Raw genomic sequence first — 19,975 nt, forward strand, 5'->3', positions numbered from 1 at the left:
GAATCATGGCAGAAAAGGCATGGTCGTTTGGTCGGGCATTTCGCAACGTATTTGGCGGTGGATCGGAGCCGATCACCGAAGATACTTGGGACGACATTGAGACAGCCCTCATTTCTGCAGACTTCGGCCCAGAGATCACCGATGCGGTGCTCGAGGTCGTTCGGTCAGAAGTGGATCGCCACCGTGTGACCGATGTGGTCGACCTCAAGCGAATCCTTCGCGAAACGGTGGAAACAAGGCTCGATGCATTCGACCCGACGCTTCGCCTGTCCGAGCGTCCCGCCGTCATTCTGGTTGTTGGGGTGAATGGTGTCGGAAAGACCACGACTATTGGAAAGCTCGCGAACTACCTCACTCGCTTCGATAAGAAGATCATCGTGGGGGCGGCTGACACGTTTCGTGCGGCGGCGGTCGAGCAACTCGCGACCTGGGCAGACCGCGCAGGTGTCGAAATAGTGAAACCGCAGCAGCAGGGTCAAGACCCGGCCTCGGTCGCGTTTCAAACAGTGCAACGCGCAATCGACGAGCAGTTCGATATTGCAATCATCGATACAGCGGGTCGCCTGCAAACAAAGGGCGGGCTCATGGATGAGCTCGGCAAGATTCGCAGAGTGATCGAAAAACTCGCTCCCGTTTCCGAAGTGTTGTTAGTGCTTGATGCCACGACCGGTCAGAACGGGCTTGCCCAGGCCCAGGCATTTATCGAGCATGCCGGTGTGACCGGTCTGGTGCTCACCAAGCTGGATGGTTCGGCTAAGGGCGGATTCGTGCTCGCGGTGCAGGAATCAACCGAATTGCCGATCAAGCTTGTCGGTCAGGGCGAGGGGATCGGGGATCTCACAGGTTTCACGCCGCACGTCTTTGCCGCGCAACTTATTGGCTAATGAAACTGGGCGACGCGTTCTGGTCAGTATGAGCAGTTCAGTGACGTTGCGAGGCCGGTAGACTAGGAACACTATGGCTACTTTCGGAAACCTCTCGACTCGGCTGACAGACACCTTCAAGAACCTGCGTTCGAAGGGCAAGCTGTCAGCGTCTGACGTTGACGGTACAGTACGCGAAATTCGCCGAGCGCTGCTCGAAGCAGACGTGTCGCTCGACGTCGTCAAAGACTTCACCGGAAAGATTCGTGAGCGCGCGCTCGGAGACGAAGTGAATCGTGCGCTGAACCCTGCGCAGCAAGTTGTGCAGATCGTGAACGAGGAACTCGTTGAGGTGTTGGGTGGCGACCAGCGCCGTCTTCAGTTCGCGAAGAACCCACCGACGGTCATCATGCTTGCGGGCCTGCAGGGTGCAGGTAAGACGACGCTCGCTGGCAAGCTTGCGAAGTGGCTTAAGGATCAGGGGCACACACCAATGCTGGTTGCGTGTGACCTGCAGCGCCCGAACGCTGTGACCCAGTTGGGGGTTGTGGCAGAGCAGGCCGGAGTTGCAATTTTCGCACCAGAGCCGGGTAACGGTGTCGGTAACCCCGTCAAGGTTGCGAAGAACGGTGTCGCTGAGGCGAAACGCACTCAGCATGACTTCGTCATCGTTGACACCGCGGGGCGACTGGGTGTTGATGCCGAGCTTATGAAGCAGGCGAGCGACATTCGCAAGGCGATTGATCCAGACGAAGTGCTGTTCGTCATCGACGCGATGATCGGTCAAGATGCGGTCGCGACTGCTCAGGCGTTCCAAGAAGGCGTCGACTTCACAGGGGTTGTGCTTACCAAGCTCGACGGCGACGCACGCGGTGGTGCGGCACTCTCGATTCGTGGGGTCACTGGCCGCCCTATTCTTTTCGCGTCAACGGGTGAGGGTCTTGGTGACTTCGAACCGTTCTATCCCGACCGCATGGCGAGCCGAATCCTTGACCTTGGCGATATTCTCACGCTCATTGAACAGGCACAGCAGGCCTTCGACGAAGAAGAAGCGCAAAAGGTTGCCGAGAAGTTCGCGAAAGATCAGTTCACGCTTGATGACTTCCTCCAGCAGATGCAACAACTGCGCGGTGCGGGGTCCATCAAGAAGATGATGGGCATGCTTCCCGGCATGGGCAAGATGAAGGATCAGCTCGAGAACTTCGACGAGCGCGAGATTGTTCGCACTGAGGCCATCATTCAGTCAATGACCAAAGATGAGCGTACGAATCCAAAAATTCTGAATGGTTCTCGTCGCCTGCGCATCGCAAAGGGTTCGGGCATGACCGTCACCGACGTCAACTCGCTTGTGCAACGGTTTGAACAGGCTTCGAAGATGATGAAGACTGTCGCCCGCGGTGGTGTGCCGCAGATTCCAGGAATGGGCCCCATGCCGGGAATGGGTGGCCACGGCGGCAAAAAGAAGCAGCAGCAAAAGGGCAAGGGCGCAAAACGTTCGGGTAACCCGGCGAAGCGCGCACAACAGCAAGCTGGCCTCCCGGCGCAGCCAGCGCAGGGGAGCGGCTTCGGCCTTGGCGCTGCTGGCGGAGCTTCGGCGCCCAGCGCCGACGAGCTGGCAAAGCTTCAAAAGATGCTCGGTGGGAGCAAGCGCTAGCTAGTTATCGCGCCAGATCATCGGCTTCGTCACACGAAGGAGACAGCATGACTCGAATGAGTTCGGTGTACCCGATCGGAACTGACATCGTAGCGAGAGACGTGTGGACGAAAGTTCCACTGGACTGGGCGAACCCTGGCGGGGAGACAATCGATGTCTACGCCCGTGAGCTCGTTGCTGCCGAGAAACGTTACGAGGAATTGCCGCTGCTGGTGTATTTGCAGGGTGGCCCAGGTGGTAAGTCGCCGAGGCCGCTCGGTCGTGACAACTGGCTCAGCGATGCGCTAAAGAGATTCCGAGTCGTGCTGCCAGATCAGCGGGGGACCGGCCGATCCACACCACTCTCGGGAAACGAGGTCGGAGAGTTAGCCGCTGGCGAAGCGGCGAAGCTTTTGTCTCACTTTCGTGCGGACTCGATCGTGCGTGACCTCGAAGCCGTACGCGCTCAGCACTACGACGGCAAACAGTGGTGGACACTCGGGCAAAGCTACGGCGGGTTCCTAACGCTGCACTATCTGTCAATTGCGCCGGAGGCAATCGTCGCCTCGGCAGTCACCGGTGGTCTTCCCTCGATCGACCCTGACCCGGCCGAAGTTTATCGACTCACCCTTCCGCGAGTGCGAGAAAAGAACCGGTTGTTCCGCGAGCGCTTCCCGCACCTGACAGATCGCGTGTCGCGGGTGGCTGATTTGCTTTCGGCAAGCGATGTTCGTCTGCCAGACGGCGATACGCTCACGGTGAGGCGCCTGCAGACGCTTGGGTTTGAATTCGGCATGTCCGTCGGGGCGGATCGAGTGCATTGGATCTTCGACGAGGCCTTTTCCGATGCTGCAGAAACGCGGCTCAGTGACACGTTTATTCATGCGGTGTACGACGCGACCTCGTTTGCGACGAACCCGCTGTATGCCGCACTGCAAGAGAATATCTATGGAGCAGGTCCGAGCAATTGGGCGGCCCACGAAGAGCTCACCAAGCATGCCGATTTCGCAGAGTCAGCGAGGCCACTTCAGTTCACTGGCGAAATGGTGTTCCCATGGATGTTTGAGGAGATCCGGGCACTTCGAGGCTTTCATGCGGGAGTCGAATTGCTCGCCACACAGTCTTGGGAAATCGATCTGTACGATACCGAACGGCTCGCTACCAACGAAGTGCCGGTTGAAGCGGCAGTTTATTACGACGACATGTACGTCGATGCGGCATTGTCCCTCGACACTACTGCTCGTGTCGGCGCTCTCAACTCGTGGGTAACAAACGAATTTGAACACGATGGGTTGCGCATGGGGGATGTAGTCGATCGCCTTTTCGCAAAACTCGAGGTACGCGTGGGTGGGACTTTGAGCGCCACTCAAAACCCCTGATCCCAGCAAAAATTGCAATGATGCCGTTCGTGTGGCACAATTATCAAGTTCGCTTTTGCGTACCGTGCTTCCGCGCCCTCGGGTTCGACTCGCTTCGTCCCAATTCATTGCGCGGTGTCATTTTTCTCACAATTTCTAAGGAGCCATCACATGGCAGTAAAGATTCGCCTCAAGCGTCTCGGCAAGATCCGTGCACCGTACTACCGCATCGTCGTAGCCGATTCGCGCACCAAGCGTGACGGTCGCGTGATCGAGGAGATCGGCAAGTACGATCCCACCCAGAACCCTTCGTTCATCGAGGTTTCTTCAGAGCGTGCCCAGTACTGGCTGAGCGTGGGTGCACAGCCCACCGAGCAGGTTGCGGCACTCCTCAAGCTCACCGGTGACTGGGGCAAGCACACCGGCGAGGGTTCGACCGAGTCGCAGGTGAAGGCCCCTGAGGCCAAGGAAGTGTTCGAGGCTGACACCAAGAAGAAGTCGGTGCTTCGCCCGAAGGCTGAGAAGCCAGCAGAGGCTCCTGCCGAAGAAGCAACCGAGGCTCCGGCTGAGGCAGAGGCGCCAGCTGAAGAGGCTGCCGCTGAGAACACCGAGGCGTAAGGCTTTTGGCTGAGATGGTGCTCTCAGAGGCATTGGAGCACCTCGTCAGAGGGATCGTGGATCACCCAGACGAGGTGCGCATCGATGCCCGCAGCGGTAACCGCGGTGAGACACTCGAGATTCGAGTGCATCCCGACGATCTTGGTCGCGTCATTGGTCGCAGCGGGCGCACCGCTCAGGCACTTCGTGCTCTGATCTCCGCGCTTGCATCGGGCGACCGCGTGCGCGTCGATGTCGTTGATACCGATGCACCAGAGGCTGGCTAATGGCTGACGCCCCAAAGCGTGCACATGCTCCCCGTCCCGCTAGCGGGGCGGGGAGTTTGCGTGTCGGTCGCCTATCGAAGCCACACGGGCTCAAGGGTGGCCTCAAGCTCGAGATGTATACCGACAATCCAGAGCTGCGTTTCGTGCCTGGCGCACAGTTCCATCTGCAGGTGCCCGAAGATTCGCCGTGGTTTGGCCGAACGATCGAGCTGAGAGAGCTCCGATGGTTTAATTCTGTTCCTGTTGGCTTCTTTGTCGAGGTTCCCGATCGCACTGCGGCAGAGAGCATCGTGCGCGCAATTCTGTGGATCGACGAGCAAACGGTTGCAGCGGGTGCTGAGGAGAACGCATGGTATGATCACGAACTCGTTGGACTTGATGTCGTTGAGCTCGACGATGCTGGCAATCAGGTGAAGCTCGGAGTTGTTGCCGAGGTGCAGCACTTTCCGGCACAAGATCTGCTCGCGGTAACCACCGACGGTGGCACGGTACTTGTGCCGTTCGTTGAGGCAATCGTTCCAAACGTTGACCTTGAGTCGGGTGTTGTCACGCTCACACCGCCCTCGGGGCTCTTTGGTGGGGGTGCCGAGTGAGGATCGATGTCGTCACGATCTTTCCTGGCTACTTCGATGCCCTCGAACTCTCCCTCATGGGCAAGGCCCGCGATCGTGGCTTCATCGATTTGCGAGTTCATGACCTGCGTGATTCGGCGCATGACAAGCACCGCACGGTAGACGACACGCCCACGGGCGGCGGTGCCGGAATGGTGATGAAGCCCGAGCCGTGGAGTGTCGCGCTCGACGGAATCCTCGGTGACGCTCAAGCTGATGCCGATCCGCTGATAATTTTTCCGTCGCCCGCGGGCGAGGTATTTACTCAGTCAATGGCACGCGAGCTCTCGAGCGAATCTCACCTCATCTTCGGATGCGGAAGGTACGAGGGCATCGATCAGAGAGTGTTCGACGAGTACTCAGAGCGTGGTCGTGTTCGACTTGTGAGCATTGGCGACTACGTGCTGAATGGGGGAGAAGTCGCGTCGATTGCCATGATCGAAGCAATCGGGCGCCTGATCCCTGGTGTGGTCGGCAACCCTGAGAGCCTGGTCGAGGAATCTCACGAAGATGGGTTACTCGAGTATCCGAGCTATACGAAGCCCGCAGAATGGCGGGGTCGCCGCGTACCCGATGTATTGCTGAGTGGCAACCACGCGGCGATCAGTGCCTGGCGACATGAGCAGAGCGTTGAGCGAACCAGGCGTGTCAGACCGGAACTGCTGGGCGACTAGTCTTGGTTTATGCGTGATTTTCTCTCGGCCGTAGTCGGAAAAGCGGTGCGGGTGCTCGCGAGACTGCGTGGCGGCGGATCGGCGCTGCCAGGGCTCGTAGTTGAACGAATTGACCCGGGTTTTATAGCTAGGGCGCTCAGCACCTTGCCTCTCGGTGTTGTCGCAGTGAGCGGCACAAACGGCAAGACAACGACGACCAAGATGATCGTTGAAATGCTTGAAGACCAGGGGTTAAAGGTTTTCACGAACCGAACGGGTTCAAACTTCTCGCGTGGCGTGGTTGCTGCGATTGTCGGAGAATGCTCGCTATCGGGCAAGTTGCATGCAGATGTGGCGGTGCTCGAACTCGATGAGGCCCATGCGATGTACTTCATCGATCGAGTACAGCCAAGGTTCACGTTGCTGCTCAATGTGCTGCGTGATCAGCTCGATCGTTTCGGCGAAATCGATACGACAGCAAACTACTTGCAGCGCATCGCCGACGCGACAAGCGACGAGGTCATCGTGAACCGTGAAGACAGACACATCGCGACCATTGGTGAACGAACCAGACAGCGCGCCGAACCCACGGGTGCACCGAGGGTGCGCGAGTTCGGGCTTGTGAATGACTTGCTCAGCACGTTCCCTGGTGACGATGATTTTTATGCTGGATCGGCGGATCCAGCACCGTCTGATTCCGAGCGGCCCGATGTTGATGTTGTGCTCACTGCGCTGGGTAAGCGCACAGCGACGTTTCGAATTGCGGGTGAAGCCTACGAGACTCCGCTTCTGCTCGAAGGGCTCTATAACACTTACAATGCAGCTGCAGCCCTCTCTACAGTGCGGGCGGTGTTTGATGCTGCAGCCGATACGTACCGTGCGCCGACGACAGAACAACTGCTAGATTCACTCGCTCAGGTGCGTCCCGCGTTTGGGCGCGGTGAGCGCCTCGAGCTTGACGGCCAGCCCCTTGAACTTGTGCTGGTAAAAAACCCGGCTGGCTTCAAACTCGGGCTTGCATCGTTCGATGCTGCCGATACCGGTGTCATGATTGCGATCAATGACCAGTATGCCGACGGACGTGACATGTCGTGGCTCTGGGATGTAGAGTTCGACTCGCTTCGCGAGGGCGGCGTCGCGGTCGTCACCGGCACTCGGGCTTGGGACATGGCGCTGCGACTCGAGCACGATGACGTCGAGTTTGGCGTAGTAGAAGAGGATCTCTCGCGTGCGCTTGCAGCTTTCCGAGCCAGCACTCACGGGCAACCGCGAAGGATCTACTGCACGTACACTGCCATGCTCGGGTTGAGAAAGCGGCTGAGCGAGCTCACGAATGTTGAGGAGATCTAATGGAATTGAAGATCGTCTCGCTGTACCCACGCGACATGAATATCTATGGCGATCGTGGCAACTTGCTCTCGCTCGTTCGTCGCGCTCGTGCGCACGGAATCACTCCCGAAGTCGTTGAGGTCAATGTTGGGGATCCGCTGCCTGACGACGTCGACATCATTATCGGTGGTGGGGGCCAAGACTCGGGCCAAGAGCGTGTTGCCCGTGACCTCCTGGGTCGCGGTGCAGAACTCCGTGGGCTCGCAGAAGAGGGGCTCCCAATGCTGCTTATCTGTGGACTGTACCAACTTTTTGGTCATCGGTTCGTCACCGGTTCAAGCTCAGAAATTCCAGGCATTGGTGTGTTCGACATTGAAACTCGCGCGGGGAGCGAGCGCATGATCGGCAACGTAGTGGTTGATTCCGAGGAGTTCGGTCAGATCATTGGGTACGAGAACCACAGTGGCAATACGGTGCTTGGCGACGAATCAGTTCCCCTTGGAAAAGTCTTGCAAGGCTCGGGCAACAATACGGTAGACGGTACAGAGGGTGCGAGAACCCGCAACGCCATCGGTAGTTACCTGCATGGTTCGCTCCTGCCGAAGAATCCGGCGATCAGTGACTTCCTCATCCGCGTCGCGATGGAGCGCAAGTATGGGGCTTTCACCCCGCGAGAAATCGACGACACGGTTGCGCTGCGCGCGCGAGCGAGCGCGAAAAAGCGACCAAGATAATCGCTTAAGAAGATTCTTTTGCAATTCGGGAATACATGCGGGTGCATGAAAGTTGTACCCCTTGTCATCGCATGTGACGAAACGTATGCGACAAGGTCGCACCTACACGAATAACCCGAAAGGTACACACATGAGCATCACCGCTGAGAGCATCCCCGGTTACCGCGCAGGCACTTGGGTAATCGACCCAACCCACTCGGAAATTGGCTTTTCAGTTCGTCACCTCGCTATTAGCAAGGTAAAGGGCAAGTTCGAGGAGTTCGAGGCAACTTTCGTGACCGGCGAGAACCCGCTTGACTCGAATGTGACCGCTAAGGCAGTTGTTGCCTCGGTGAACACTAACCAGAAGGATCGCGACGGACACCTCCGCACGGGTGACTTCTTTGCTGCTGAAGAGCACCCAGAGCTCACCTTCGTATCCACCGGCGCACGCTTTGAAGACGGTGACTTCAAGGTTGACGGCGAACTGACCATGCGCGGCGTAACGAAGCCTGTCACCTTTGACTTCGAGTTCGGTGGCTTCGGTGAGGACCCATACGGCAACTACAAGGCTGGCTTCACCGCAACCTCGGTCGTGAAGCGTGAAGACTTCGGTCTCACCTGGAACGCACCTCTCGAAAAGGGTGGTCTGATGCTCGGTAACGACGTCACGATCACGCTCGACGTGCAGGCAGCACTCCAGCAGTAATCGAATACCCTATTCGAGCTCGCCGGTAATCCTTCCGCGAACGCGGCGGAGATCTTCCATCAGTGAGCCGATAAGCACCCAGTGCTGCGGATGCGGCCTCGGAATCGTATACGGCGCGGTAAGCGCCGGTTCGGCCGGGGCCGCTTCTGTGTCTTCGGCAACGTGCACGAGAAGTTCAAGGTCGTGGGACGCGCGCCGGATCTCCTCGACCATCCCCACTACCGATGGATCGGTGACAAGGTCGGAATCGTACAGGTCGTACAGCGCGCGGGACATGCCAATAACTTGCGTGACGATGGGCTGCAACCGCTGAAACAGCGCGTCGTCTTCGAGGAGCTGCTGGCGGTGACGACGACCACGAGGGTTTAGGCGAAGGCTCTCACGTGCACTTCGAAGTGACGCATGAACCGTAGAACGCTCGTTTTGCAACTTCCGTGCCTCAACGAGCATGTTTTCAAGCCAGGCCTCGTCTCGGGGCGCTGCGAGCGCATCGGCGAGCCGGTCGAGAGCGTGAGAGGCATTCAGCGCCAGATCCACAATTTCAGCGTGCGTCGTTGTTCGAACTGGAGCGACAACGATTGCATTGATTGCCACACCGAGTGCCGCACCAATAGCGGTCTCGACGAGACGCTCGACGCCGTAGCCGAACTCTGATCCGCCGAGGGCAATCATAAGTAGCGCGGTAATGGCGATCTGGTTCGTTGATGTTGAGCTCATGCGCAGGAGCCAACCGACGCCCATCGCGACAAGAATCGCTGCGACGAATAGCCACGAACGCGGCCCGAAAACAGCACCCGCGCCGAGAGCTACGGAAACCCCAAGTAGCACCCCGACAACACGCTCGAGACCCTTCGTAAGCGACTGATCCACACTCTCTTGAACAACGATGAGAGCAGCGATTGCGGCAAATAGAGGGAGAGTTCCGGGAAAGATGAGTGAACACACGAACCACGCGAGAATCGCCGCACCGGCAGCCTTGAAAAGCTGGAGAGCAGACGGGCGCGCAGATACCGTGAAGCGCCTGGCCCACTTTGGGTCCGCGCTCTTCCACCAGCGGTCGCGATTCGGGCTCATAAGAGGTCGTGTTTGCTGAGTTCTTCGGCGAGCGTCGCACCATCGGGCCCGTAGACCCAGGGCACTCCGCTCGCGTCGCGGTGCAATCGTGCTTTTGAGCGGCCGCCTGCGAGCACCGCCTGACTCACCGAGAGTTGGCGGATCGCCACTGCCGCAACATTGTTCGGGTGTGCCTTCGCGAACTCGTGATAAAGCGACTCGTCGTGCTGACCGTCATCTCCGATGAGGATCCACTTGACGTCTGGGAATTCTCTCGCGAGCCTCTTCAGCTCGCGTTGCTTGTGCTCGCGACCACTGCGGAACCAACGATCGTGCGTTGGGCCCCAGTCAGTGAGCAAGAGCGGTCCCATCGGGTAAAGATTGCGTGCAAGGAATCGGCTGAGCGCGGGCGCGGCATTCCACGCGCCAGTGGAGAGGTAGATGAATGGAGTACCGGTGTGCTTTTTCGAGAGACGCTCGTACAGCACGGGCATGCCTGAGGTCGCTCTGCGCGCGTTCTCATCGAGCACGAAACTGTTCCACGCCGCGACGAACGGTTTGGGTAGTGCAGTAATGAGAACGGTGTCGTCGACGTCAGAGAGCACGCCAACTTTCGCGTGTGGATCCATCACCTTGACCGGTGCGTGACTCACTTCAGCGCCCTCGACACGAAGGGTGACTGTATGCCAGCCAGGGTTGAGCGCAACGCGCACGATCGAATCGATGACGCCGCCGCGGTCTGCGACAACCTCAGCCACGGGCTCGTCATCAACGAGCACAGCCACCTTCTGGTAGGGAACATACAGGCTCGTAAAAGTGCGCCAGCCGCGCACACGAGACACTTCTTCGACGTCTGGCCTGAAACGCGAGTGCTCGCTCGTGTCGGGCCGCAGATAGAGCACGCGCCCGAGTACGCGGATCCACTCAGTCGTGCCATAACCAATGTAGGGAATGACCCACGGTGATTTGCCTCGCTTGATGGCGCGCTTCGCACGAGATCGGTGGATGCGATCCTCGAACCGGGCCGCGAATCGCGGTCGGCTGTCGGGCAGGTCGTCGGGCGAAGTCACCAAGCCAGTGTATGACGTATTAGAACACGATGCCCGCCACCTTTTCCCAGGTGCGATCGAGCGCGGCGCGATAGCCGGCCAGTCGAAGTGGATCGGGTGCCGCAAGCGGCCGACCGTCAAGCATCGTCGCCGTTCGCAACCCGTGCAGAGCATTTACTGCCCAAACTTCACACTCGACGAGCGCGTCAGCGGTGATGTGCGTGGGCGTGAGCTGTTCGCTCCTGTTTTCGGCAATCTCGCAAATCAGTGCTTCAGTCACCGATGCCACGCGGCGTGTTGAAGCAGAAATGAACCCATCTGATCCGATCCACCAGATGAGTGCGGTTGTTGTGCCCTCAGCGACTGCATCTGCGTTCGTGAGTATTGCCTCAGCACCGAGCTCCCGGTTGAGTGCCGAGAACACGCCGATGTTTCGCCCTTTGCGTTCGGGGTGCCAGAGCACTGGATCGTCCGTTCCGATGCTTCGCAGCTCAATCGACTCGCTGAGTTCGGGGAGTGGCCTGAGCGATAGGCGTAGTTCTGGCGTCTGATTTACGCCGCCCCAAAGCTCGAGGCGGGGATTCCCCTCCCCGTATTTCTCAATCTGAGTGAGTGAGTCGCGGAGAAAATGCTCGAAGTCTGCCTCGCGAAACGGCATGTTCAGGTCGGTGCACGCCGATCTCACTGAGGTCGTAAAGCGGGCGATGTGCCTGCTGAGACCACGTGCCTCGGCGGTTCCGCGCGAGACGCAGACCCGAAACGAGTCGGCGACGTATAGTTCATCATTGGGTCGCCCCACTGCTTCACTCATGCCGCGAGCGTAGCAGGATCGCTACGCTGTGATCATGCCCAATGAGAACAACGCACTGCATTTCGCACGAGCGTTGGCCGACGCGCCAAACTGGTTTTGGTTCGACGGAGCGGCGGCCCCGAGCGGCGAGCGGCGCACGAGTTACCTCGGCAAAGGTGACGAGGTGCTCATCGCACAGCCGGGCCGCGAACAAGAGTTTCTCGACACACTGCGAAGCCGACAGGTGCCTTCCCGAGCAGTAAATGGAGCGCCACACGAGTTTCGATCAGGCTGGGTTGTCGCGTTCAGCTATGAATTCGGCGTGAACCTCATGGGTGCCTCCCCAGATACTTCGTTAGCTCCGCATGCGGGCGGACCATTAGCGATTGCCATGCGCGTGAATAGCGTAAGGTCACTGGATTCGCGAGATGCCGGTGTGGATCCACCGAGCGCAGCAGGACGCCACCGGTCGCCAGTTCCGTACTCGTGGCGGAGCAGTGAGAAGGAATACGAACAGCAGGTGGAGGCCTGTAAGGCCGCGATCCACCGTGGTGATGCGTACGTGCTGTGCCTGACCGACACCGCAGAATCGACCGTGGAGGGGCCGTACCGACCGCTCAGCCTCTACGAGCGACTGCGCGCGAGCAGCCACGCGACTCGCGGAGGCATCATCGTCGCGGGTGGCGACGCTCTCGTGAGTGCGAGCCCAGAGCGCTTTTTGAGTGTGCGCGGAAGCACGGTCTCGACGCACCCAATCAAGGGAACGAGGCCGAGGGGTGAGACTCCGGAGTCTGACAGGGCGCTTGCCACTGACCTCGCGAACGACGAGAAAGAACGTGCGGAGAACCTCATGATCGTGGACCTCATGCGTAATGATCTCAGTAGGGTGTGCGAGGTTGGAAGCGTGAGGGTCGACCGATTTCTCGACGTCGAAACGCACGCGCGAGTGCACCAGCTCGTGAGCACTGTTTCGGGTGAACTCGCCCCAGGTCGTGATGTGTTCGACGCGCTTGTTGCTTGCTTTCCCGGTGGATCGATGACCGGCGCGCCAAAGCTCAGCGCCGTCACGATTCTCAGCGAACTCGAACAGGGGCCTCGCGGACTCTACTCAGGCTGTTTTGGGTGGATCGACGATTCGGGCGATGCGGAGCTCGCCATGACGATTCGTGGGGTTCAGTTGCGCTCACTCTCAGACAGAAATTTTGCCGGAAACGTGCACGCGCTTGTGGGGGCGGGTGGTGGAATTACCGCAGATTCTGTTGCGCAGCGGGAGCGCGAAGAGCGCGACCTGAAGGCAGCCGCGGTTCTGGCCGCGATTTGAAGCTGAGCGCGATAAACTGGGTGGATGTGTGCGGCCTAGGTGGGCCGAGTTTGTTCAATAGATTTTGAGGTGCGCGTGAGCGAGCAGCAGGAAACCGAGCAGAGCTACGACTTCAGGGCGATCCAAGACCGTTGGCTTCCGGTATGGGAAGAGCTCAAGCCGTTCGAGGTGCCGCAAGACGCGAGTGTGCAGTCGGCCAAGCCAACGAAGTACGTGCTCGATATGTTTCCGTACCCCTCGGGCGATCTGCACATGGGGCACGCTGAGGCGTTCTGCTTTGGTGACATCCTTGCGCGCTACTGGCGCGGCCAGGGGTACGACGTGCTGCACCCCATCGGGTGGGATTCGTTCGGGCTTCCTGCCGAAAATGCCGCGATTAAGCGAGGCGTAGATCCACGCGAATGGACCTACGCGAATATTGCCCAGCAGAAGGCTTCGTTCCGCATCTATGCTCCGTCATTTGACTGGAGCCGCGTGCTTCACACGAGCGACCCCGAGTACTACAAGTGGAATCAGTGGATCTTCCTGAAGATGTACGAGAAGGGTCTTGCGTATCGCAAGGCGAGCTGGGTCAACTGGGACCCGGTAGACCAGACTGTGCTTGCAAATGAGCAGGTACTCGCCGACGGCACCTCCGAGCGCTCCGGCGCAATGGTCGTGAAGAAGAAGCTGACCCAGTGGTACTTCAGAATCACCGACTATGCAGATCGTCTGCTTGAAGACCTCGATCAACTTGAGGGCAAATGGCCGACCAAGGTGCTGAACATGCAGCGAAACTGGATCGGCCGCTCTGGCGGCGCCGAGGTCGAGTTTGAGATCGAGGGCCGGGCCGAGAAAGTACCCGTATTCACCACACGACCCGATACGTTGCACGGCGCAACCTTTATGGTGGTTGCCCCCGATTCAGATCTCGCGGCAGAGCTTGCTGCCGGCGCCTCGCCAGAGGTGCGTATGCAATTCCAGGCGTACCTTGACGCTACTCAGAAGCAGAGCGAAATCGAGCGGCAGAACACCGACCGCGAGAAGACCGGCGTCTTCCTTGATCACTTCGCGGTGAACCCGGTGAACGGTGAGCGCATTCCGGTGTGGGCGTCAGACTATGTGCTTGCCGATTATGGTCACGGCGCAATCATGGCGGTGCCCGCTCACGACCAGCGTGACCTCGATTTCGCGCTGAAGTTTGAGCTCCCGGTGCGCGTGGTGGTAAACGTGCTCGACGAAGACGGCACGCCAATGCCGGATCCGGCTGAGAGTGGCATCGCTACTGCGGGCGAGGGTGTGCTCGTCAACTCCGCCGAACTTGACGGCCTGAGCAAGAACGACGCCATTGCGAAGGCAATCGAGGTACTCGAAGAGCGCGGCACCGGCCGCGCCGCAACTACGTATCGACTTCGTGACTGGCTCATCTCGAGGCAGCGGTACTGGGGCACCCCAATTCCAATTCTGCACGCCGAAGACGGTTCGATGCGACCGGTTGCCGAGGCAGAACTTCCCGTCAAACTTCCCGAGGCAGCGGGTCTCGACCTGAAGCCGAAGGGCTCGTCGCCGCTTGGTGCGGCAACTGAATGGGTCAATGTGACTGATCCAGAAACTGGCGAGACGCTCACCCGAGACCCCGACACAATGGACACGTTCGTCGATAGCTCGTGGTACTTCTTCCGGTTCCTGTCATCGAACGATGCGACTCAGGCATTCGACCCGGCCGAGGCAAAGAAGTGGGCGCCAGTCGATCAGTACGTCGGCGGCGTTGAACACGCAATCTTGCACCTGCTGTACTCCAGGTTCATAACCAAGGTGATGTTCGATCTCGGGTACATCGACTTTGAGGAGCCGTTCCTCGACATGCTGAACCAAGGCATGGTGTTGCTCGACGGCGCGAAGATGTCGAAGTCGAAGGGCAACCTCGTCGAGTTCGCCTCTGAGCTGAGTGAGCACGGAGCCGACGCGTTGCGGGTGACGCTCGCATTCGCCGGCCCTCCCGAGGACGACATCGACTGGGCTGACGTTTCGGTGCAGGGCTCGGCAAAGTTCCTTGCGCGTGCGTGGCGCATTGCTCACGACATTGAGCTTTCGGGATCGACAAGCACAGACTTTGCTGCGGGGGACACCGGACTACGTCGCGCGACGCACCAACTGCTTGCTGACGCACCCGGATTGGCTGAATCGTATAAGTTCAACGTCGTTGTCGCCCGATTGATGGAGCAGGTGAATGTCACTCGTAAGGCGATTGACTCCGGTTGTGGAGCCGCTGACCCTGCGGTTCGTGAATCTGCCGAAGCAATTGCGATCATTCTGTCGCTATTTGCGCCGTATGCTGCAGAAGACATGTGGGCAATGCTTGGGCATGAGCCCACTGTGTCACTCGTAGAGTGGCCGGCGGCAGATGAGTCGCTGCTTGTACAAGAAGCGGTCACAATGATTGTGCAGGTCGATGGCAAGGTGCGTGACAAAGTAACTGTTTCTCCAACTATCTCCGAGGCTGACGCTGAGGCACAGGCGCTAGGTGCGCCGAATGCGCAGCGTGCCATCGGTGATCGACAGGTTGTCAAGGTAATCGTTCGTGCACCGAAGATCGTGTCGATCGTTACCAAGCCAGCCGCGTAATAGCACTTCGTTCACAGAGCGCTTAGGTGCTCTCAAGGCCCCCAATTTATTCACATTGGGGGCCTTTCCGCGTCTGTGGTGACGTATCGCTGCGAGAGTTTCGGCATGCAGCAACAATCAGAGGCCGACCGAAATCATCAGTCCGCAACTCAAGGGCGCTGGGGGAGAAGCCCCGTGGCTCACGCTGACGAGCCAACTCCGTTGACGTGGGAGCCGCGACCAACAATTCGTGCCAGCCTGACTCGAGCTCTCTCGCTACCCGCATTGATAGGAATCGGCGTCTTCCTGGTTGTTGCGATAGCAACGACGGTGATTCTTTTGCAAGGACAAGGGGCGAACTCCGGTGGCGTGCTTGCCCAACAAGCGATCGGGCCTGTTGCGACTCAAAATTCGACGCAAACGAAGAAAGACAAGGATGAGAGCAAATTGGAGGCTCAGATATTCGTTCATGTCGTCGGCGAGGTGCTGCACCCTGGCCTTGTAGAGCTGCCAGAGGGTGCTCGGGTACTCGACGCCATCGAAGCTGCTGGCGGCGCCAACACCGAAGCTGGTCTTGAGGGCGTCAATCTGGCACGGGTAGTGTCCGACGGAGAACAGATCGCCGTGCCGACGCTCGAAACGGCAGAGCAACTTGCCGCCGGCATCCCAATAGCGCCCGAATCTGCGTCTGGTGGTTCCGCCAATGGTGGCGTTTTGAACCTCAACCAGGCAACTGCCGAACAACTGGAGCAACTTCCGAAAATAGGCCCCGCACTCGCACAGCGCATTATTGACTGGCGTGACGCTAACGGTTCATTTAGCAGTGTGGATCAGCTTCTCGAGGTAAGCGGAATCGGGGAGAAGACGCTCGATCAATTCAGAGATCGGGTGGGTGTGTGAACACAGGCGTGAAACGGACATCTCCGGCTGGGCAGTGGCGTCTCCTGGCTCCGGCACTCCTGTGCTGGCTCTGTGCGGCGGTACTCATACATTGGCCAAGCGTGGCGATATTCGCAGTACTCACCTCCGGTGGAGTCGGCCTCTGGGCCATTATCGTGGCATCTCATCGAGGTTTGCGCCGTATAACCTCACCGACATCAAGGCCCTATCGGTGGGGAATTGGCCTGCTACTACTCACGTGCTCGGGCCTCCTGCTAGTGACCATGCAAATCGCGCTCACAGAGCATGCGCGGGAGGATCCGGTCTTGGTGTCGGCAGCAGAATCGGGAGGTGAAATCTCGGCGCTTGTGTCCATCTCCGACTACCCGTCGGCATCGGTTCAACTTGATGGTCGTGTTCGGGGCTGGGTGAGAGCAGAAGTGAAACAAGTGAATGGTACGCACTTATATCGCCCGGTTAAGCTCATGCTTTGGCTTAACGAGATGGCACCTCAGTTGTGGGCGCCCGGTGCTGAGGTTTCTGTAACTGGTGCGATCGCAAGGAGTCCGCCAGAGGGCGGTACAGCCTACGAAATGAGCGTTTCAACATTCGATACTGGCACCAAGTCGAAGCATAATCAGTCGAGCTTAAGCAACCAGATTGGGCGAGGTGCCGCAGCGCTGCGGAACGGTTTGCGTGACGCATCGGCTCGGCAGCCAGACGCAGCGCTTGTTCCGGGGTTTGCGGTGGGCGACACGAGCCTGGTGTCAGACGAACTCGAGGCGCTCATGTTGGAATCGAGTCTCACCCACTTAACTGCTGTCTCAGGTTCGAACTGTGCGCTTGTCGTGAGTGCATTTGTTGGCGTAGCCGCGTGGCTCGGTGCAGGGAGGCGCACACGCAGAGTCATTGCCGGCGCCGGACTTGCCCTTTTCGTCATTCTGGTGGGCCCCGATGCGAGTGTACAACGGGCGGCCGTCATGGCGACTGTGCTGCTCGTCTCTGACTTTGGAGGAAAGAAAGGACGTTCCTTACCGTCACTCGGCTTAGCGGTACTTGTGCTCCTCGTTCATGACCCGTGGCAATCTATCCAGCCCGGATTTGTGTTGTCGGTCGCGGCAACAACAGGAATCGTGTTGTGGTCACCATCAGTCGAGCAATGGTTGAGAACCACTACAAAGCTCCCAAAAATCTTGGCGATACCCGTCGCTGTGGCCTGTGTGGCGCAGTTCTTCTGCGCACCATTCCTCCTCTTGCTGCAACCGGGCATCTCACTCGGTGGGGTGCTCGCGAATGTGGTGGCCGCCCCCGCGGCACCGCTAGGCACGGCGCTAGGCATGGTCGCACTTGTCTTGCTCCCGCTGCATTCCGGCATCGGTGCGCTTGTTGTGGGCGTCGCAACTTGGCCTGCGCGTTGGGTGCAGGCTGCTGGTGAATTGTCACTTATGCTGCCCTTGCATCGACTGCACTGGCCGAGTGGGTGGGGTGGCGCGCTGTTGCTTGCCGCAGTGGAAGCGCTGCTATTCACCTCGATCCTGCTGCGTTCGGGGCGTGTTACGAATGGTATTGGCGAACGTCTGGAATCATTTGGGCCTTGGCGTAGGGTCCCCAGTGGACCATTGTCACTACGCGTAGCGTTGCAGGTGGTATCGGCGACTGCGGCCGGAGTGTTAATTGCGATTGTCGCGATTGTTCCGGTGTCGGTGCGTTTGGGAGTGCCCGATGACTGGTTCATGGTCACGTGTGATGTGGGGCAAGGTGATGCGATTCTGCTCCGTGACCCACAAGTTGCAAGCAGTGTGATGCTCATCGACACGGGGGATGACCCTGAACGCCTCAATTCGTGTTTAGAGCTCTTCGGAGTGAACAACTTGGCACACGTGATCCTGACTCACGATGACCGAGATCATGTCGGTGCGCTTTCTACCGTCTTGCGGAGAACTGAGCAGGTGATTATTGCGCCGAGTACTCGAGATCAAGAAGAATTTCGGCCGCTTGAGGCGCAACTCAAGATGGCTGATGTGCAGGTCCAGACCGGTGCTGTTGGCACTGGGGCATTAGATGCGGGGCTGCAATGGGAGTTTATTGGACCAAATCCCAATGGTGTTCCGGAGGACACTAATGCAGCAAGCCTGGTACTCAGCGTGTCGGTTGCGGGGACCCGCGTGGTTTTGCTTGCGGACACGGGGGAGGACGAGCAACAGTGGCTTTCGACAGAGTATCCGGAGCTTCAGGCTGATGTTGTGAAGGTTGCGCATCATGGCTCAAAAGATCAGTCACTTGATTGGTACGAACAGCTTGACCCAACGGTTGCACTCATTTCTGTGGGGGAGAACCGATACGGGCACCCTAATGGCGCACTTATCGAGACTCTCGAACTCGATGGTGCAGCGGTGCTCAGAACAGATGAACTGGGTTCAATCGCGTTGCGGGTAGAGGAGGGCGCCCGCATTGAGGCGTGGACTGCGGGTCGGCAGGATTGACATACGTCTGGCCCGTCGGTGGGAGCCGGTAAGGTAATTGCGTGGCAGTGCATAAGATACCGAAGCTCGAATGGATGGACGTGTCGCCAGCGCCTGTGGTGTTGGTTTCGGGCCCGGAAGAGTTCTTCGCCGACCGAGCTTCGCAGCGCATTCGAGATCTGCTGCGTGAAGCGCATGCTGAGCTCGAAGTGCACGATATCGATGCGGCCTCGTACGGTGCCGGCGAACTTTTCACGATAGCGAGCCCATCACTGTTTGCCGAACCTCGACTCATTCGCGTCTCGGGGGTTGAGAAATCCTCAGATGCATTCATTGAAGACGCAAAGCGATATGTGAGCGAATTTGCCGAAGACACCACACTGGTGCTCCGACATACGAGTGGGCAACGCGGTAAGGGGCTGCTTGACCTCGTGCGGAAGACCCCTGGGGCAATTGAGGTTCCGTGTCCCGAGCTTAAGAAAGACCAGGAGCGGCTCACCTTTGCGCAGGGCGAACTGAGAAGGCTGGGTGCACAAGCTACGCCCGGTGCAGTGCGCATGCTCGCTGCTGCGTACGCCTCTGGCAGCGTATCGGAGCTCGCGGGCGCTTGTGCTCAGCTCGTTTCCGACTCCGGTACTCAGATCACTGAGGAATCAGTAAATCGCGCTACTGAGGGGCGTGTCGAGGCGAGCGGGTTTAAGGTTGCCGATGCTGCAATCGCGGGAAAACAGTCGGATGCGCTTGTGTTACTTAGACAGGCGATATTGTCAGGTACCCCGGCGATTCCAATCCTTGCTGCGCTCAATATGAAATTGCGCGGAATGGCACGGGTTTTTGGTGCGTATGGTTCGAGTGCACAGCTCGCGAAGCAGTTTGGCATGGCGCCTTGGATGGTGGATCGCGCGATGAAAGATATTCGGGGTTGGCAGGAGGCAGACCTGGCTCGAGCGATTGACCTTGCAGCAGAGACAGAGCTGAAGCTCAAAGGTGGAAGTCGTGATCCCGACTATGCGATGGAGCGATTTGTGTCGTTCGTGGCTCGGCGTGGTCGCGAACGCGGATAAGACGGTGCAGGGCGGATAAGC

At 58.7% G+C, this 19,975-nt stretch carries 18 protein-coding genes; 15 read left to right on the forward strand and 3 right to left on the reverse strand.

Annotated features, from left to right (window positions below; all coding sequences use genetic code 11):
* Positions 1-5 precede the first annotated feature (5 nt).
* The 10 genes from ftsY to H9L06_RS01505 all read left to right on the forward strand — a co-directional run bounded on the left by ftsY (position 6) and on the right by H9L06_RS01505 (position 8,753).
* Positions 6-884, forward strand: coding sequence for a signal recognition particle-docking protein FtsY (gene ftsY / locus H9L06_RS01460; protein ID WP_187555541.1), 879 nt, complete (start codon positions 6-8; stop codon positions 882-884).
* A 73-nt stretch (positions 885-957) separates the two neighbouring features.
* Positions 958-2,517 (forward strand): signal recognition particle protein, encoded by a 1,560-nt coding sequence (ffh, locus tag H9L06_RS01465; protein ID WP_187555542.1) that lies wholly within the window; start codon positions 958-960, stop codon positions 2,515-2,517.
* A 47-nt stretch (positions 2,518-2,564) separates the two neighbouring features.
* Positions 2,565-3,875: an alpha/beta fold hydrolase gene (locus tag H9L06_RS01470; protein ID WP_246454434.1), complete on the forward strand. Its 1,311-nt coding sequence runs from the start codon at positions 2,565-2,567 to the stop codon at positions 3,873-3,875.
* A 150-nt stretch (positions 3,876-4,025) separates the two neighbouring features.
* Positions 4,026-4,472, forward strand: a complete 447-nt coding sequence (rpsP, locus tag H9L06_RS01475; RefSeq protein ID WP_187555543.1) for a 30S ribosomal protein S16 — start codon at positions 4,026-4,028, stop codon at positions 4,470-4,472.
* Positions 4,473-4,489: 17 nt separating this feature from the next.
* Entirely contained in the window at positions 4,490-4,738 is a 249-nt protein-coding gene (locus tag H9L06_RS01480; RefSeq protein WP_187556280.1) for an RNA-binding protein, read from the forward strand.
* A complete protein-coding gene (gene rimM, locus H9L06_RS01485) occupies positions 4,738-5,331 on the forward strand; it encodes a ribosome maturation factor RimM (protein WP_187555544.1) in 594 nt (197 codons plus the stop codon). Before H9L06_RS01480 ends, rimM begins: the two co-directional genes overlap by 1 nt.
* A complete protein-coding gene (trmD, locus tag H9L06_RS01490) occupies positions 5,328-6,023 on the forward strand; it encodes a tRNA (guanosine(37)-N1)-methyltransferase TrmD (RefSeq protein ID WP_187555545.1) in 696 nt (231 codons plus the stop codon). Before rimM ends, trmD begins: the two co-directional genes overlap by 4 nt.
* Before the next feature lie 9 nt (positions 6,024-6,032).
* A complete protein-coding gene (locus H9L06_RS01495; RefSeq protein WP_187555546.1) occupies positions 6,033-7,352 on the forward strand; it encodes a Mur ligase family protein in 1,320 nt (439 codons plus the stop codon).
* Positions 7,352-8,065 carry a type 1 glutamine amidotransferase gene (locus H9L06_RS01500; protein ID WP_187555547.1) on the forward strand — a complete coding sequence of 238 codons (714 nt, stop codon included), beginning with the start codon at positions 7,352-7,354 and terminating at the stop codon, positions 8,063-8,065. The genes H9L06_RS01495 and H9L06_RS01500 overlap by 1 nt, the downstream gene beginning before the upstream one ends.
* 130 nt (positions 8,066-8,195) lie before the next feature.
* On the forward strand, positions 8,196-8,753 hold the full coding sequence (locus H9L06_RS01505; RefSeq protein WP_187555548.1) for a YceI family protein: 558 nt from the start codon (positions 8,196-8,198) through the stop codon (positions 8,751-8,753).
* Between the two features lie 9 nt (positions 8,754-8,762).
* Here the strand turns inward: H9L06_RS01505 and H9L06_RS01510 are convergent, their stop codons facing one another.
* The 3 genes from H9L06_RS01510 to H9L06_RS11700 are packed head-to-tail and all read right to left on the reverse strand — an operon-like array spanning position 8,763 to position 11,666.
* Positions 8,763-9,827: an FUSC family protein gene (locus tag H9L06_RS01510; protein WP_187555549.1), complete on the reverse strand. Its 1,065-nt coding sequence runs from the start codon at positions 9,825-9,827 to the stop codon at positions 8,763-8,765.
* Positions 9,824-10,876 (reverse strand): App1 family protein phosphatidate phosphatase, encoded by a 1,053-nt coding sequence (locus H9L06_RS01515; RefSeq protein WP_246454435.1) that lies wholly within the window; start codon positions 10,874-10,876, stop codon positions 9,824-9,826. The genes H9L06_RS01510 and H9L06_RS01515 overlap by 4 nt, the downstream gene beginning before the upstream one ends.
* 19 nt (positions 10,877-10,895) lie before the next feature.
* Positions 10,896-11,666 carry an aminotransferase class IV gene (locus H9L06_RS11700; protein ID WP_246454436.1) on the reverse strand — a complete coding sequence of 257 codons (771 nt, stop codon included), beginning with the start codon at positions 11,664-11,666 and terminating at the stop codon, positions 10,896-10,898.
* Positions 11,667-11,700: 34 nt separating this feature from the next.
* Here H9L06_RS11700 and H9L06_RS01520 point away from each other — a divergent pair, with 34 nt between their 5' ends.
* The 5 genes from H9L06_RS01520 (at position 11,701) to holA (ending at position 19,954) form a co-directional block, all read left to right on the forward strand.
* A complete protein-coding gene (locus tag H9L06_RS01520) occupies positions 11,701-12,966 on the forward strand; it encodes an anthranilate synthase component I family protein (protein WP_187555551.1) in 1,266 nt (421 codons plus the stop codon).
* A gap of 69 nt (positions 12,967-13,035) precedes the next feature.
* Positions 13,036-15,570, forward strand: a complete 2,535-nt coding sequence (leuS, locus tag H9L06_RS01525; protein ID WP_382336518.1) for a leucine--tRNA ligase — start codon at positions 13,036-13,038, stop codon at positions 15,568-15,570.
* A 174-nt stretch (positions 15,571-15,744) separates the two neighbouring features.
* The gene (locus tag H9L06_RS01530) at positions 15,745-16,449 is read left to right on the forward strand and encodes a ComEA family DNA-binding protein (protein ID WP_246454437.1); all 705 of its coding nucleotides are present in this window, start codon (positions 15,745-15,747) and stop codon (positions 16,447-16,449) included.
* A gap of 263 nt (positions 16,450-16,712) precedes the next feature.
* Positions 16,713-18,911 carry a DNA internalization-related competence protein ComEC/Rec2 gene (locus H9L06_RS01535; RefSeq protein WP_246454559.1) on the forward strand — a complete coding sequence of 733 codons (2,199 nt, stop codon included), beginning with the start codon at positions 16,713-16,715 and terminating at the stop codon, positions 18,909-18,911.
* Positions 18,912-18,985: 74 nt separating this feature from the next.
* On the forward strand, positions 18,986-19,954 hold the full coding sequence (gene holA / locus H9L06_RS01540) for a DNA polymerase III subunit delta (protein ID WP_187556281.1): 969 nt from the start codon (positions 18,986-18,988) through the stop codon (positions 19,952-19,954).
* Positions 19,955-19,975: the final 21 nt, after the last annotated feature.

Origin of the sequence: Leucobacter denitrificans, assembly GCF_014396385.1 — a bacterium.
In the GTDB taxonomy this organism is placed as follows: Bacteria; Actinomycetota; Actinomycetes; order Actinomycetales; family Microbacteriaceae; genus Leucobacter; species Leucobacter denitrificans.

What these genes read in the sequence shown, in the direction of transcription:
- H9L06_RS11700 (WP_246454436.1), bottom strand. Translation starts at nt 11,666, where the DNA reads ATGAGTGAAGCAGTGGGGCGACCCAATGATGAACTATACGTCGCCGAC.
- rpsP (WP_187555543.1), top strand. Translation starts at nt 4,026, where the DNA reads ATGGCAGTAAAGATTCGCCTCAAGCGTCTCGGCAAGATCCGTGCACCG.
- H9L06_RS01500 (WP_187555547.1), top strand. Translation starts at nt 7,352, where the DNA reads ATGGAATTGAAGATCGTCTCGCTGTACCCACGCGACATGAATATCTAT.
- H9L06_RS01520 (WP_187555551.1), top strand. Translation starts at nt 11,701, where the DNA reads ATGCCCAATGAGAACAACGCACTGCATTTCGCACGAGCGTTGGCCGAC.
- H9L06_RS01510 (WP_187555549.1), bottom strand. Translation starts at nt 9,827, where the DNA reads ATGAGCCCGAATCGCGACCGCTGGTGGAAGAGCGCGGACCCAAAGTGG.
- H9L06_RS01505 (WP_187555548.1), top strand. Translation starts at nt 8,196, where the DNA reads ATGAGCATCACCGCTGAGAGCATCCCCGGTTACCGCGCAGGCACTTGG.
- ftsY (WP_187555541.1), top strand. Translation starts at nt 6, where the DNA reads ATGGCAGAAAAGGCATGGTCGTTTGGTCGGGCATTTCGCAACGTATTT.
- holA (WP_187556281.1), top strand. Translation starts at nt 18,986, where the DNA reads ATGGACGTGTCGCCAGCGCCTGTGGTGTTGGTTTCGGGCCCGGAAGAG.
- H9L06_RS01535 (WP_246454559.1), top strand. Translation starts at nt 16,713, where the DNA reads ATGCAAATCGCGCTCACAGAGCATGCGCGGGAGGATCCGGTCTTGGTG.
- rimM (WP_187555544.1), top strand. Translation starts at nt 4,738, where the DNA reads ATGGCTGACGCCCCAAAGCGTGCACATGCTCCCCGTCCCGCTAGCGGG.
- H9L06_RS01495 (WP_187555546.1), top strand. Translation starts at nt 6,033, where the DNA reads ATGCGTGATTTTCTCTCGGCCGTAGTCGGAAAAGCGGTGCGGGTGCTC.
- ffh (WP_187555542.1), top strand. Translation starts at nt 958, where the DNA reads ATGGCTACTTTCGGAAACCTCTCGACTCGGCTGACAGACACCTTCAAG.
- H9L06_RS01470 (WP_246454434.1), top strand. Translation starts at nt 2,565, where the DNA reads ATGACTCGAATGAGTTCGGTGTACCCGATCGGAACTGACATCGTAGCG.